Consider the following 14,539-nt stretch of genomic DNA (forward strand, 5'->3'; position numbering starts at 1 on the left):
GCGCCGGTCGAGCAGCCGCGCAGCCGGTGGCGCCGGCGGAGTTTCTGCAGCAAGTCCCATCGGCGCAGGAACCGGGTGATGGAAACCGTCGTCGAATTCCTGGACTTCTGGTAGCCCGCGCGTCCCCGCGCCCGTCCTCACCGGAATCTCAGGAAGCGGCACGGGGATTCAAAGGATCAGCACATCTGCGCGACGCAGGATGCCCACGCAAAGGCGGATATCCCAGGAAGGCCTGCCGTGGGCGTGTCGCACATATCGAACCGGTCCGACCAGCCGTCGCAGAGGTGGTCGCGGCGCGGAGTGCTCAGCGTGCTCGGCGCCGTCCCCGCGGCGGCGCTCACCGGATGCAGCGGGTCGGCCGGTGCCACGGAGGACGCCGAGGCGACGGCGTCGGTGAAGTCCGCGCCGGCGAAGAAACCGGTCGTCACGGTCACGCCGGCAGACGGCACCAAGAAGGCCGCGTTCACCCGCCCCGTCGAGGTCACCGTGACCGACGGCACCCTCGCGTCCGTCGAGGTGAGCGGCAACGACGGCTCGACGCTGAAGGGCACCTTCAACGACGCGAGGACCAGCTGGACGTCGACGGGAAACCCGTACTCGGCGACGAAGTACACGGTGACGGCGACGGCGCGGGGCGCCGACGCGCAGACGACGACCTTCACCACCAAGGCGCCCGGCGAGACCTTCGTCGGCTACTTCACCCCGGAGGCCGGCTCCACGTCCGGCGTCGGCATGCCGGTCTCGATCAACTTCACGCACGCCGTGTCCGACAAGGCCGCCGTCGAGAAGGCGATCACGGTGACCGCGGAACCGGCCGTCGAGGTGGTCGGCCACTGGTTCAGCGACACCCGCCTCGACTTCCGGCCCGAGACGTACTGGTCGCCCGGCACCACCATCACGCTCGCCCTGCGCCTGAAGGACGTCGAGGGCGGGGACGGGGTCTACGGCGTCCAGTCCAAGGACGTCACCTTCCACATCGGGCGCGAGCAGATCAGCACCGTCGACCTGTCCGCGAAGGAGATGGTGGTCAAGCGGGACGGGGCGACGTACGCCACGTATCCCGTCTCCGGCGGCGACGCCGAGCACACCACCTGGTCCGGGATCATGGTGATCAGCGAGCGGTTCGAGGAGACCCGGATGGAGTCCTCGACCGTCGGGCTCGGCGACGAGTACGACATCTCCGACGTCCCGCACGCCCAGCGGCTCACCACCTCCGGCACCTTCATCCACGGCAACTACTGGGCGTCCGCCTCGGTGTTCGGCAGCCGGAACACCAGCCACGGGTGTGTCGGACTGCGGGACGCCAAGGGCGCGAACGACAGCTCGGTGCCGGGCTACCAGTTCTACAAGAGCTCGATGCTCGGCGATGTCGTCATCGTGAAGAACTCCGGCGAGCGGACGGTCGATCCGGCGAACGGGCTCAACGGCTGGAACCTGCCGTGGGCCAAGTGGAAGGCGGGCAGCGCGCTTTAGGGCGTATGCGCCGTTCATGACCTGAACCTGCCTGGAGCGAAAGGACTTTCCTTGTTTTAACTCTTGACGGCCTCCTGGCCGGAGAGCACATTGGGCCCACTTTGAGAGCGCTCTCAAAGGTTCTCGAGAGGTACCCGCGCATCCATCTCCGTACCCGGGAGGCACCCCCATGAGCGACACCTCCGGCATACCCAGACGGCGACGGGCCCTGGTCGCCGTCCTCGCCACGCTCGGTCTGGCGGCGGCCGTGGCCTCGGCCGCGACCCTTCCCGCGAACGCCTCCGCGCCCACGCCTCCCGCAGGCTGGACGCAGGTGTTCCTCGACGACTTCAACGGCTCCGCCGGAACCGGCGTCAACACCTCCAACTGGCAGTACGCGACCGGCACTTCGTATCCCGGCGGCCCCGCCAACTGGGGCACCGGCGAGGTCGAGACGATGACGAACAGCACGTCCAACGTCTCGCTCGACGGCAACGGCAATCTGCGCATCACCCCGATCCGCGACTCCGCCGGCCGGTGGACGTCGGGTCGCATCGAGACCAACCGCACCGACTTCCAGCCCCCGGCCGGCGGCAAGTTGCGCGTCGAGGCGCGCATCCAGATGCCGAACGTGACGGGCACGGCGGCCGAGGGCTACTGGCCGGCGTTCTGGATGCTGGGCGCTCCCTACCGCGGCAACTACCAGAACTGGCCGGGCGTCGGCGAGCTGGACATCATGGAGAACGTCCAGGGCATGAACCGCGTGTGGGCCACGATGCACTGCGGCACCAACCCGGGCGGCCCCTGCAACGAGACGACGGGCATCGGCAACAACGTCGCCTGTCCGGGCTCGACCTGCCAGTCGGCGTTCCACACCTACTCGATGGAATGGGACCGCTCGGTGAGCCCCGAGACGATCCGCTTCTTCGTCGACGGCACCCAGTTCCACTCCGTCAACGCGAGCCAGATGGACGCGACGACCTGGGCCAACGCCACCAACCACGGCTTCTTCATCATCCTCAACGTGGCGATGGGCGGCGCCTTCCCGGACGCGTTCGGCGGCGGGCTGGACAGCGGCACCCAGTCCGGTGTGCCGATGACGGTGGACTACGTCCAGGTGCTGTCGTCCGGTGGGGGCGGTACGACTCCCCCGCCGTCGGGCAGCCGGGACGCCTACAGCACCATCCAGGCCGAGTCGTACAACAGCCAGTCCGGCACGATCACCGAGACCACCACCGACACCGGCGGCGGCCAGAACATCGGCGCGCTGGCCAACGGCGACTGGGCGCTCTACCAGAACGTCAACTTCGGCTCCACGGCGGCCACTCAGTTCGTCGCCCGGGTGGCGAGCGGCGCGGGCAGCGGGGTCAGCGGCCTGGTCGAGGTACGCCTGGACAGCCGCTCCAACGCCCCCATCGGCAGCTTCGCCCTGGCCAACACCGGCGGCTGGCAGTCCTGGCGGACGGTACCGGCGAACATCTCGTCGGTGACGGGGACGCACGACGTGTATCTGACGTTCACGAGCGGCCAGCCGGCGGACTTCGTGAACGTGAACTGGTTCAACTTCGGGCGCTGACGCCCCCGCACCCGTGAGGGGTCCGTGACCGCGGACCCCTCACGGTCGTGCACGGACATGCTGTCGCCCTACGCACATGGACGCATCTTCCGTCCTCGCACGGCCGGAACCGAGCCCTTCGCCCCATCCTCGACGCATGCTGCCGCGCAAGCGCCCCGGTGCCGCCGCCGACCCCGGCAAACACGTCTTCCTCTCCTACTCGCGCCGTGATCTGGCGTACGTGGAGCAGCTGGAGGAAAGGCTCGCGGAGCGGAAGGTCACCGCGTGGATCGACCTGTCCGACATCCCGGTGTCCGCGCGGTGGCGTGAGGAGGTCGCGGACGGGATCCGGCGTTCGGACGTGTTCTTCTGTGTGGTCTCGCCCCAGTGGCTGGCCTCGGCGCCCTGCCGTGAGGAACTCTCGCTGGCGCTGGAGTTCGGCAAGCGGATCGTGCCGCTGCTGCACGGGACGGCACCGGAGGACCTGCCGGTGGCGCTCGCCGACCGCAACTGCCTCCGCGACGGCGTAGACGCCCAGGTGGTCGCCGACGCCTTGGCGCTGGACCTCGAACGGGTGCACCACCACACGCGGTTGCTCGTGCAGGCCCATGAGTGGAGCGTGAGCGGGCGGCGGCGCAGTGCGCTGTTGCGGGGCGCGGAACTGCGGGCGGCGCGGGCCTGGTTGGCGGGTGCCACCGCAGGAGACGAGCCCACTCCCACCCCGTTGCAGCGGGAGTACGTGGCCAAGGCGCGTACGGCGCGCGGCCAGCGGTGGGGGCTGGGGACGGTGCTCACGGCGGTGCTGGTGACGGTCGCGCTGCTCGTGGGGTTCGCCCGGGTCGAGGCGGAACACCGGGACCGCTCACGGGAGTTGGCGACGCGCTCCGAGGACGCGTTGCAGGACGGGCTGGACCGGGCACTGCTGCTCGGCCGGGAGGCGGCCGCCGAGAGGCCCACGGTGGAGGCGCGACGGGCCCTGTTGACGGCGCTGCGGACACGGCCTCGGCAGCAGCGGTATCTGGACGCGCTGGCGGGGGTCCCGGCGGCACAGCGGGAGGAGCCCCGCAGCCATCTGCCGTTGGCCGTGCAGCCCGGCGGGCGGCTGCTGGCGGTACCCGTGAAGGACGGGGTGCGGCTGGTGACGCTGCCCGCGGGGCGGCCCGCCTGGACGGTGAAGGGGCCGGTGGGCAGTCCCGTGTTCAGTCCCGACGGCCGGTGGCTGGCGGTCGCCACGCATGCCGATCCGCGGACGGTCCAGCTGGTCGACGTCCGGGAGCGGCGCGTGGTGGAGCGGCTGACGGTGCCGCAGAGCCGGGGGCGGCCGAACCCCGGGAACGACTGGGGCCCCTCGACCTCGCCCGACGCCGTGGCCTTCGCGCCGGACAGCGCCTCGCTGGCGATTCCCGCGAACGACAACACGGTGCGGATCCGGCTGCTGCGGGAACACCGCTGGCGGGACCCGCTCAAGGGCCACTCCCAGGTCTTCGTGGGCGGGCTCGGCAAGGACACCAACTTCATCACGGCGGTGGCGTTCAGCCCGGACGGCCGCACCCTTGTCTCCGGGGACTGGCGGGGAGACGTCCTGGTCTGGGACGTACGCACCGGACGGCGGCTGAAGACGCTCAGCGTGGAACCCGAGGGGGACGATCCGCCGTACGGCGTGGAGTCGTTGGCGTTCCACCCGAAGGGCGGCTACCTGGCGGCCGGCACCGGACGGCAGACCCTGGTGGTGTGGCACACCCGGGACTGGTCCCCGGCCATCGCGCCCACCCGTGGCGACACGGTCAACCCGATCCAGGCCCTCGCCTTCAGCCCGGACGGAGAGTTCCTGGTGACCGCCGGCTGGCGGACGGGCCCGCTGATCCGTGCGGTCGGAGCCGGCTGGGACGTCGTCGGCGACCGGCTCTCCCGCGACCATCTCACCGGCACCAGCGTCGTCTTCACCGATCAGGGCCGCTCCATGATCTGGGGCGTCCAGGGCACGGGCATGCTCGCCGTGTGGGACGTCCACGGCCCCGGCCCGCTGGGCGAGGTCGTGCCCGGCAGCCCAGGCGACGCCGTGGCGCTGGCCGTGGGCGACGACTCGGCGAAGCCCTTCGCCGTCGGGGGCGCCGACGGCACCATCGCCCTGGCCGACGGACGGACCCTGCGTCACGCCCTCGGTGACCGGAGCACCGACGTCTCCTTGCGGTCTCTGGCTCTGAGCGAGGACGAACGGACGCTGTACTCGGCCGCCGACGACGGCTCGGTGAACGTCTGGGACGTCGCCTCCGGCACGCCGCGCTCCCGTTGGGCGCTGGGGAACGGAATCTCGGCGATGGCCTTCGGTGACCACGGACGGCTCCTCGCGGTCGCCCGGGGCGAGTGGCTCCTCGTGTACCGGACCAGCGACCACAGGCGGCTCGTGAAGGTGCCGGAGGGCGCCGCGAACGTGCGCGAACTCGTCTTCGCCCAGGACGGTTCGCTGCTCGCCGCCGGTGCGGAGGCGGGGGTCTTCTCCCTGGTGGACGTCGGGAAGGGCCGGGTTCTGGACCGGTTCAGCGGCTACCGGTCCTACGTCCGCGCCCTCGCCTTCAGCCCGGACGGCAGGACGCTGGCGGTGGGCAGCGAGGATGGCACGTACGCCCTGTGGAACGTGCGCGACCGCAAGCGGATCGGGGACCGGTCGGCCGCGCACATCGGCAAGGTGTTCAGCGCCGACTTCTCGCCCGACGGGACCCTTCTCGCCCTCGGCGGCGAAAAGGGGCGCACCCTCCTCGTCGACGTCCCGACCCGCCGTGCCCTGGGCCCCGCACTGACCGCCGACACCGCTCCGCTGCCCTGTGCGGGCAGCCCCTGCCGGCCGGTGCGGGACGTCGTGTTCACCCAGGACGGCAAGCATCTGCTGTCCACGACCAACGCCGCCCGGCACATCTACGGCACCGACCTCACGGTGATCAACGACCCCGCGTCCGTCCGCCGGCCCGGCGCCACCGTCTGGTCCACCGGCCTCGACGCCTGGCTGCGCGCGGCCTGCGTCCGCGCCGCCCGCGACCTCACTCCGGCGGAACGGGAACGTTTCCGCCTCGACGACGCGACGCCCTGCACGCCGTGACGGCTCAGCGCAGCTCCGCCCGGAACGCCACCGGCGTCTGCCCCGCGTGGAGTTGGAAGAACTTGGAGAAGTTCGCCGCGTCGGCGAAGCCCACCGCCGCACCGACCCGCCCGATGGGCAGGTCCGTGTGGGCGAGGAGGCGTTTGGCCTCCAGAACGACCCGCTTGTCGATGAAGCCCTTCGGGGTCTCGCCCGTCGCGGCGCGGACCGCGCGGACCAGTGTCCGGCGCGAGTAGCCGAGGGCGTCGGCGTAGGCGCTGACGCTGTGGTTGGTGGCGAAATCCCGTTCCACCGCGTCGCGGAACAGGGTGAAGGTCGTGTCCGCCTGCGCCCGCGCCGCCTCCTGCGAGCTCGCGGCGAGATGCGCGAGGCGGAGGAGGAACGCCGTGAGGGAGTGGCGGAGGACGGCCGTGTGCAGGCTGAGGGGGAGCGTCGTCGTGTCCTTGTACTCGCGTCGCAGCTGGGCGAGGGCCGCTCCCAGGCCCGCCAGTTGCGCCGCGTCGGGGTGGAGCAGGGGCGGCAGGTCGTAGCGGTACAGGCCCGTCGCCTCCACGGTCGCCCGGGGCAGGAAGCCCGGTTGCATGGTCAGGACCGTTCCGCGGTACCCGCTGAACTTCGAGAAGCGGTGGACCTGGCCGGGCCGGATCCAGAGCACGTCGCCGGCGTACGCCTCGTACTCGGCGAAGTCGATCATGTGGCGGACGGGGCCCTTGTCGAAGAGCATCACGACGTGGAAGTCGATCCGGTGGACGCGCTGCAGCGGGGCGTCGGCGTGCCAGGTGCGGTGCGGGCCCATCGGGCCGACCTGCATGCCGACGCCGCCTTCGCTCAGTTCGACCGGGAAGGGGAAGGTTCTGATCCCGTCACCGTCGCCGCCTTGGGATGTTCTGTCCGCCATGTCCTTCTCGTGTCGCCTCGAAGCCGTTGCCCGTGTCCCACTTTCACCACAGGCTGACACACCCCGACCTTCCCTCGTAAAAGTCAGACTTTTACAGTCGAACGCGTCCCACCAGGAACGATGCACGAATCCATGAACTCTTGAAGAGGACTGGTCACAGATGAGCACGCAGACACCGGGCAGCGCGGACGGCTTCGAGTGGACCGACCTCGACCGGCGTGCCGTCGACACCGCCCGTCTGCTGGCGGCCGACGCCGTGCAGAAGGTCGGCAACGGGCACCCGGGCACCGCCATGAGCCTCGCCCCGGCCGCCTACACGATCTTTCAGAAGCTGATGCGGCACGACCCGGCCGACCCGGAGTGGACCGGACGCGACCGCTTCGTCCTGTCCCCGGGGCACACCTCCCTCACCCTCTACACCCAGCTCTTCCTCGCCGGGTACGAGCTGGAGCTGGACGACCTGAAGGCGTTCCGGACGCAGGGGTCCAAGACGCCCGGTCACCCCGAGTACGGGCACACCGCAGGCGTCGAGACCACGACCGGTCCCCTCGGGCAGGGCGTCGCCAACGCCGTCGGCATGGCCATGGCCGCCCGCTACGAGCGCGGCCTCTTCGACCCCGAGGCGCCGCAGGGCACCTCGCCCTTCGACCACACCGTCTGGGCGATCGTCTCCGACGGCGACCTGGAGGAGGGCGTCTCCGCCGAGGCCTCCTCCCTCGCCGGGCACCAGAAGCTCGGCAACCTGGTCTTTCTCTACGACGACAACCACATCTCCATCGAGGGCGACACCGCGACCGCCTTCTCCGAGGACGTGCTGAAGCGGTACGAGGCCTACGGCTGGCACACCCAGCGCATCGAGCCCACCGGCGACGGCGACATCGACGTACCGGCCCTGTACGCGGCGCTGAAGGCCGCGCGGGACGAGACCGAGCGGCCCTCGATCATCGCGATGCGCACGATCATCGCCTGGCCCGCGCCCAACGCGCAGAACACCGAGGCCTCCCACGGCTCCGCGCTCGGCGCGGACGAGATCGCCGCCACCAAGCGGGTCCTGGGCTTCGACCCGGAGCGGTCCTTCGAGGTCGCGGACGAGGTCCTCGCCCACACCCGTCAAGCCCTCGACCGCGGTGCCGAGGCGCACGCCGCCTGGGACAAGCGGATCGCCGAGTGGCGTGCCGACCAGCCCGAGCGCGCCGCGCTCTTCGACCGGGTCGTCGCCGGTCAGCTCCCCGAGGGCTGGGAGGACGCGCTCCCCGTCTTCGAGGAGGGCAAGTCCGTCGCCACCCGCGCCGCCTCCGGCAAGGTCCTCCAGTCGCTCGGCACGGTCCTGCCCGAGCTGTGGGGCGGCTCCGCCGACCTCGCCGGCTCGAACAACACCACCATCGACAAGACCTCCTCGTTCCTGCCGAAGGGCAACCCGCTCCCCGAGGCGGACCCCTACGGCCGTACGGTCCACTTCGGCATCCGCGAGTTCTCGATGGCGGCCGAGATGAACGGCATCGCCCTGCACGGCAACACCCGCATCTACGGCGGCACCTTCCTGGTGTTCTCCGACTACATGCGCAACGCCGTCCGCATGGCCGCGCTCATGCAGCTGCCCGTCACCTACGTCTGGACCCATGACTCCATCGGGCTCGGCGAGGACGGCCCCACCCACCAGCCGGTCGAGCACCTCGCCTCGCTGCGCGCCATCCCGGGCCTGAACGTCGTACGCCCCGCCGACGCCAACGAGACCGCCATCGCCTGGGCCGAGATCCTCAAGCGGCACGGCACCAAGCCCGCCCCGCACGGCCTCGCCCTCACCCGGCAGGGCGTGCCGACCTACGCGCCCAACCCGGATGCGGCGAAGGGCGGTTACGTGCTGGCCGACTCCTCCACGGACGTCCCCGACGTCGTCCTCATCGCCACCGGCTCCGAGGTGCAGCTCGCCGTCGCCGCGCGGGAGCGGCTGGAGGCCGAGGGGATCGGCGCCCGGGTGGTGTCGATGCCGTCCGTGGAGTGGTTCGAGGAGCAGCCGCGCGAGTACCGCGACAGCGTCCTTCCGCCGTCCGTGCGAGCCCGGGTCGCAATCGAGGCCGGGATCGGTCTGACGTGGTACCGGTTCACAGGTGACGCAGGACGCATCGTCTCTCTCGAACACTTCGGCGCCTCCGCCGACGCCCAGACCCTTTTCACCGAGTACGGCTTCACCGCCGAGAACGTCGCCGCCGCCGCCCGGGAATCCCTGGCCGCCGCGCGTGGTTGATCCGACCGCCAGAAAGAAGATGATCACTGTGACCGAAGCAACCGCGACCGCGGGAGCACTCAAGCGCCTGTCCGACGAGGGCGTCTCCATCTGGCTGGACGACCTGTCGCGCAAGCGGATCGAGTCCGGGAACCTCGCCGAACTCGTCGAGAACAAGAACGTCGTCGGTGTCACCACCAACCCCTCCATCTTCCAGGCCGCCATCGGCTCCGGGGAGGGGTACGAGGAGCAGCTCACCGATCTCGCCGTGCGCGGCGTGACGGTCGACGAGGCCGTCCGCATGATGACGACCGCCGACGTGCGGGCCGCCGCCGACATCCTGCGCGGCGTGTACGACGCGACCGACGGCCGGGACGGCCGGGTCTCCATCGAGGTCGACCCGCGCCTGGCCCACGAGACGGCCGCCACCATCGCCGAGGCCAAGCAGCTGGCCTGGCTGGTAGACCGCCCCAACGTCATGATCAAGATCCCGGCGACGAAGGCCGGCCTCCCGGCGATCACCGAGGTCATCGGCCTCGGCATCAGCGTCAACGTCACGCTGATCTTCTCGCTGGAGCGCTACCGCGAGGTCATGGACGCCTACCTCGCCGGTCTGGAGAAGGCCGCCGCGAAGGGCCTCGACCTCGCCACGATCCACTCCGTGGCCTCCTTCTTCGTCTCCCGCGTCGACTCCGAGATCGACAAGCGGCTGACGGTGCTGGGCACGGAAGAAGCCCTCGCCCTCAAGGGCAAGGCCGCCCTCGCCAACGCGCGGCTCGCGTACGAGGCGTACGAGGAGGTCTTCGCCGGAGAGCGCTGGACCGCCCTTTCCGGTGCCCACGCCAACAAGCAGCGTCCCCTGTGGGCCTCGACCGGCGTGAAGGACCCGGCGTACAAGGACACCCTGTACGTGGCCGACCTGGTCGCGCCCGGCACCGTCAACACCATGCCGGAGGCGACCCTCAACGCCACCGCCGACCACGGCGAGATCACCGGCGACACGGTCACGGGCGGCTACGACCGGGCGCGCGCCGACCTGGCCGCCGTGGAAGCGCTGGGGATCTCGTACGACGAGGTCGTGCAGCAGCTGGAGGACGAGGGCGTCGCCAAGTTCGAGGTGGCCTGGAACGACCTGCTGGCCACCGTCACCAAGTCGCTGGACAGCAAGGGGGTCGACGCGGAATGACCGACACCACCGCAACCGGGACCGTCCAAGCGGTCGACTGGGAGAACCCGCTGCGCGATCCGCGCGACCGGCGGCTCCCCCGCATCGCCGGCCCGTCCGGGCTCGTCATCTTCGGTGTCACCGGCGACCTGTCCCGCAAGAAGCTGATGCCGGCCGTGTACGACCTGGCCAACCGCGGCATGCTGCCGCCGGGCTTCTCGCTCGTCGGGTTCGCCCGGCGGGACTGGGAGGACCAGGACTTCGCGCAGGTCGTGCACGACTCGGTGCGCGAGCACGCACGGACGGAGTTCCGCGAGGAGGTCTGGCAGCAGCTCGCCGAGGGCATGCGGTTCATCCCGGGTGACTTCGACGACGACCAGGCGTTCAAGCAACTGGCCGAGGCCGTCGAGGAGTTGGACTCCTCGCGCGGTACCAGCGGCAACTACGCCTTCTATCTCTCCGTACCGCCGAAGTTCTTCCCGAAGGTCGTCCAGCAGCTGAAGAAGCACGGGCTCGCGGACGCTCCGGAGGGTTCCTGGCGGCGGGCGGTCATCGAGAAGCCGTTCGGCCACGACCTCGCCAGCGCGCGGGAGCTGAACGCCCTCGTGCACGACGTGTTCGACCCGGACCAGGTGTTCCGGATCGACCACTACCTCGGCAAGGAGACCGTCCAGAACATCCTGGCGCTCCGCTTCGCCAATCAGATGTACGAGCCGATCTGGAACCGGTCGTACGTCGACCACGTTCAGATCACCATGGCGGAGGACATCGGCATCGGCGGCCGGGCCGGGTACTACGACGGCATCGGTGCCGCCCGTGACGTCATCCAGAACCACCTCCTCCAGCTGATGGCGCTCACCGCCATGGAGGAGCCGATCGCCTTCGACGCGGACGCGCTGCTCACCGAGAAGCTGAAGGTGCTGAAGTCGGTGCGGCTGCCGAAGGAACTCGGCAAGCACACCGTGCGCGGGCAGTACGCGACCGGATGGCAGGGCGGCGCGAAGGTCGCCGGCTATCTGGAGGAGGACGGCATCGACCCGAAGTCGAAGACCGACACCTACGCGGCCATCAAGCTGGAGATCGACAACCGGCGCTGGGCGGGCATCCCGTTCTATCTGCGCACCGGCAAGCGGCTCGGCCGCCGCGTCACCGAGATCGCGGTCGTCTTCAAGCGCGCCCCGCACTCCCCCTTCGACTCCACGGCCACCGAGGAGCTCGGGCAGAACGCGATCGTGATCCGCGTCCAGCCGGACGAGGGCATGACCGTGCGGTTCGGCTCGAAGGTTCCGGGCACCTCGATGGAGATCCGGGACGTGTCGATGGACTTCGCCTACGGCGAGTCGTTCACGGAGTCCTCGCCCGAGGCGTACGAGCGGCTCATCCTGGACGTCCTCCTCGGCGACGCCAACCTGTTCCCGCGCCACCAGGAAGTGGAAGAGTCCTGGAAGATCCTCGACCCGATCGAGGAGTACTGGGCACGGCACGGCAAGCCCGCGCAGTACGCGTCGGGCAGCTGGGGACCGAAGGAAGCCGACGAGATGCTCGCACGAGACGGACGGAGCTGGCGCAGGCCATGAAGATCGACCTGACCGACACCACGGCAAGCAAGATCAACAAGGCGCTGGTGCAGGGCCGCCGCGCCATCGGCACCCCCGCCGTGGGCATGGTCCTGACGATGGTCATCGTCACGGACGAGGAGAACGCCTACGACGCGATCAAGGCGGCCGAGGAGGCCTCGCACGAGCACCCCTCGCGCACCCTGGTCGTCATCAAGCGGCACGCCCGCACCCCGCGCGACCGCCAGGCCTCCCGGTTGGACGCCGAGGTCCGGGTGGGCGCCGACGCCGGCACCGGCGAGACGGTCGTGCTGCGCACCTACGGCGAGGTGTCCGACCACGCCGACTCGGTCGTCCTGCCGCTGCTGCTGCCGGACGCGCCGGTCGTCGTGTGGTGGCCGGTGGACGCGCCGGAGAACCCGGCGAAGGACCCGCTGGGCGCGCTGGCCCAGCGCCGGATCACCGACCTGTACGCGGTGGAGAACCCTCTTGAGGTGCTCGCCACCCGGGTGCGCTCCTACGCGCCCGGTGACACCGACCTCGCCTGGACCCGGCTGACCCCGTGGCGCTCCATGCTCGCGGCGGCCCTGGACCAGGCCCGCGCGAAGATCATCTCGGGGGCGGTGGAGGCCGAGGCCGACAACCCGGCCGCCGAGCTGCTCGCGCGCTGGCTGGAGGCGCGACTGAAGGTGAAGATCGACCGCGTCGTCACCGCCGGCCCGGTCGTCACCGCCGTGCGGCTGCGCACCGCGGACGGCGAGGTCGTCATCGACCGCCCCGAAGGCCCGCTGGCCACGCTGTCCCTGCCGGGCCAGCCCTCGCGGACGCTCGCGCTGAAGGTCCGCACCACCTCCGAACTCATCGCCGAGGAGCTCAGGCGCCTCGACGCGGACGAGATGTACGCCGTCGCCCTGCGGGGCGAGGGCAGCGCCAAGGAGACCCCCGCCCATGTCTGACTCCCCCCTGCTGACCCGTCGCCCCGAGTGGACGGCTCTCGAGGACCACCGCGCCGAAGGGCTCACGCCGCTGCGGGAGCTGTTCGCGGACGACCCCGGGCGCGCCGAGCGCTACGTGGTGCGGGTGGGCGATCTGCGCATCGACTACTCCAAGCACCTCGTCACCGACGAGACGCTGGCCCTGCTCCAGGAACTGGCCACCGCCACCGACGTGTTCGGGCTGCGGGACGCCATGTTCCGCGGCGAGAAGATCAACCTCACCGAGGACCGGGCCGTCCTGCACACCGCGCTGCGGGCGTCGCGGGACGCGGTCGTGAACGTCGACGGCGAGAACGTCGTGCCGCAGGTGCACGCCGTCCTCGACAAGATGAGCGACTTCGCCGACCGGGTCCGCTCCGGCGAGTGGACCGGTCACACCGGCAAGCGGATCAGGAACGTCGTCAACATCGGCATCGGCGGCTCCGACCTCGGGCCGGCGATGGCGTACGAGGTGCTGCGGCCCTACACGGCACGGGACCTGACGTTCCGTTTCGTGTCGAACGTCGACGGTGCCGACCTGCACGAGGCGACCCGTGACCTGGACCCGGCGGAGACGCTGTTCATCGTCGCGTCCAAGACCTTCACCACGATCGAGACGATCACCAACGCCACCTCGGCGCGATCCTGGCTCCTGGAGGGGCTGGGCGGCGACGACAAGGCCGTGGCCAAGCACTTCGTGGCCCTGTCCACGAACGCCGGGAAGGTCACCGAGTTCGGTATCGACCCGGACAACATGTTCGAGTTCTGGGACTGGGTCGGCGGGCGGTACTCCTACGACTCGGCGATCGGCCTGTCGCTGATGATCGCCATCGGTCCGGACCGCTTCCGGGAGATGCTCGACGGCTTCCGTATCGTCGACGAGCACTTCCGCACCGCCCCCGCCGAGGCCAACGCCCCGCTGATCATGGGCCTGTTGGGCATCTGGTACGGCAATTTCCTGGGCGCCCAGTCGCACGCGGTGCTGCCCTACAGCCACTACCTGTCCAAGTTCACGGCCTACTTGCAGCAGCTGGACATGGAGTCCAACGGCAAGTCGGTGCAGCGCGACGGCCGGCCCGTGGACTGGCAGACCGGCCCGGTGGTGTGGGGCACGCCCGGCACCAACGGGCAGCACGCCTACTACCAGTTGATCCACCAGGGGACGAAGCTCATCCCGGCGGACTTCATCGGCTTCGCCCGGCCCGTGGGCGAGCTGAGTGACGAACTCAAGGCGCAGCACGACCTGTTGATGGCGAACTTCTTCGCCCAGACGCAGGCCCTCGCCTTCGGCAAGACGCCGGACGAGGTGCGCGCCGAGGGGGTGCCCGAGGAGCTGGTCGTCCACAAGACGTTCAAGGGCAACCATCCGACGACGACGATCCTCGCCCGTGAGCTGACGCCGTCCGTGCTCGGCCAGTTGATCGCGCTCTACGAGCACAAGGTGTTCGTGCAGGGCGCCGTGTGGAACATCGACTCCTTCGACCAGTGGGGTGTCGAGCTGGGCAAGGTGCTCGCCAAGCGGGTCGAACCCGCGCTGACCGAGGGCGCGGACGTGCCCGGTCTCGATCCCTCGACCGCCGCTCTGGTGGCCGCCTACCGTGAACTGAAGGAAGTGCACTGA

9 protein-coding genes are annotated in these 14,539 nt (G+C 70.3%); 8 read left to right on the forward strand and 1 reads right to left on the reverse strand.

Going from position 1 to position 14,539, the window contains the following annotated elements:
* Positions 1-237: 237 nt before the first annotated feature.
* The 3 genes from ACFUO4_RS06950 (at position 238) to ACFUO4_RS06960 (ending at position 6,101) form a co-directional block, all read left to right on the forward strand.
* Complete coding sequence (locus ACFUO4_RS06950; protein ID WP_383480582.1) at positions 238-1,473, forward strand: Ig-like domain-containing protein; 1,236 nt, start codon at positions 238-240, stop codon at positions 1,471-1,473.
* 169 nt (positions 1,474-1,642) lie between these two features.
* Entirely contained in the window at positions 1,643-3,028 is a 1,386-nt protein-coding gene (locus ACFUO4_RS06955; protein WP_079307749.1) for a glycoside hydrolase family 16 protein, read from the forward strand.
* A gap of 136 nt (positions 3,029-3,164) precedes the next feature.
* A complete protein-coding gene (locus tag ACFUO4_RS06960) occupies positions 3,165-6,101 on the forward strand; it encodes a TIR domain-containing protein (protein ID WP_383480583.1) in 2,937 nt (978 codons plus the stop codon).
* 4 nt (positions 6,102-6,105) lie between these two features.
* Here the strand turns inward: ACFUO4_RS06960 and ACFUO4_RS06965 are convergent, their stop codons facing one another.
* On the reverse strand, positions 6,106-6,999 hold the full coding sequence (locus ACFUO4_RS06965; protein ID WP_079307753.1) for an AraC family transcriptional regulator: 894 nt from the start codon (positions 6,997-6,999) through the stop codon (positions 6,106-6,108).
* 160 nt (positions 7,000-7,159) lie between these two features.
* Between ACFUO4_RS06965 and tkt the strand changes: the two genes are divergently transcribed.
* Genes tkt through pgi form a run of 5 tightly spaced genes read left to right on the forward strand, consistent with a single transcriptional unit; the run spans position 7,160 to position 14,539 of the window.
* Positions 7,160-9,244 (forward strand): transketolase, encoded by a 2,085-nt coding sequence (tkt, locus tag ACFUO4_RS06970; protein ID WP_383480585.1) that lies wholly within the window; start codon positions 7,160-7,162, stop codon positions 9,242-9,244.
* Between the two features lie 19 nt (positions 9,245-9,263).
* The gene (tal, locus tag ACFUO4_RS06975; RefSeq protein WP_383480587.1) at positions 9,264-10,409 is read left to right on the forward strand and encodes a transaldolase; all 1,146 of its coding nucleotides are present in this window, start codon (positions 9,264-9,266) and stop codon (positions 10,407-10,409) included.
* A complete protein-coding gene (zwf, locus tag ACFUO4_RS06980; RefSeq protein WP_079307757.1) occupies positions 10,406-11,965 on the forward strand; it encodes a glucose-6-phosphate dehydrogenase in 1,560 nt (519 codons plus the stop codon). Before tal ends, zwf begins: the two co-directional genes overlap by 4 nt.
* Positions 11,962-12,900 carry a glucose-6-phosphate dehydrogenase assembly protein OpcA gene (opcA, locus tag ACFUO4_RS06985; RefSeq protein ID WP_383480589.1) on the forward strand — a complete coding sequence of 313 codons (939 nt, stop codon included), beginning with the start codon at positions 11,962-11,964 and terminating at the stop codon, positions 12,898-12,900. The genes zwf and opcA overlap by 4 nt, the downstream gene beginning before the upstream one ends.
* Positions 12,893-14,539: a glucose-6-phosphate isomerase gene (pgi, locus tag ACFUO4_RS06990; protein WP_383480591.1), complete on the forward strand. Its 1,647-nt coding sequence runs from the start codon at positions 12,893-12,895 to the stop codon at positions 14,537-14,539. The genes opcA and pgi overlap by 8 nt, the downstream gene beginning before the upstream one ends.

The organism is Streptomyces sp. NPDC057280, assembly GCF_042668605.1.
Lineage (GTDB): Bacteria > Actinomycetota > Actinomycetes > Streptomycetales > Streptomycetaceae > Streptomyces.

Bases quoted from the DNA above. Each gene is read 5' to 3' on its own strand.
- ACFUO4_RS06955 (WP_079307749.1), top strand. From the start codon at position 1,643: ATGAGCGACACCTCCGGCATACCCAGACGGCGACGGGCCCTGGTCGCC.
- ACFUO4_RS06960 (WP_383480583.1), top strand. From the start codon at position 3,165: ATGCTGCCGCGCAAGCGCCCCGGTGCCGCCGCCGACCCCGGCAAACAC.
- ACFUO4_RS06965 (WP_079307753.1), bottom strand. From the start codon at position 6,999: ATGGCGGACAGAACATCCCAAGGCGGCGACGGTGACGGGATCAGAACC.
- tkt (WP_383480585.1), top strand. From the start codon at position 7,160: ATGAGCACGCAGACACCGGGCAGCGCGGACGGCTTCGAGTGGACCGAC.
- tal (WP_383480587.1), top strand. From the start codon at position 9,264: ATGATCACTGTGACCGAAGCAACCGCGACCGCGGGAGCACTCAAGCGC.
- zwf (WP_079307757.1), top strand. From the start codon at position 10,406: ATGACCGACACCACCGCAACCGGGACCGTCCAAGCGGTCGACTGGGAG.
- opcA (WP_383480589.1), top strand. From the start codon at position 11,962: ATGAAGATCGACCTGACCGACACCACGGCAAGCAAGATCAACAAGGCG.
- pgi (WP_383480591.1), top strand. From the start codon at position 12,893: ATGTCTGACTCCCCCCTGCTGACCCGTCGCCCCGAGTGGACGGCTCTC.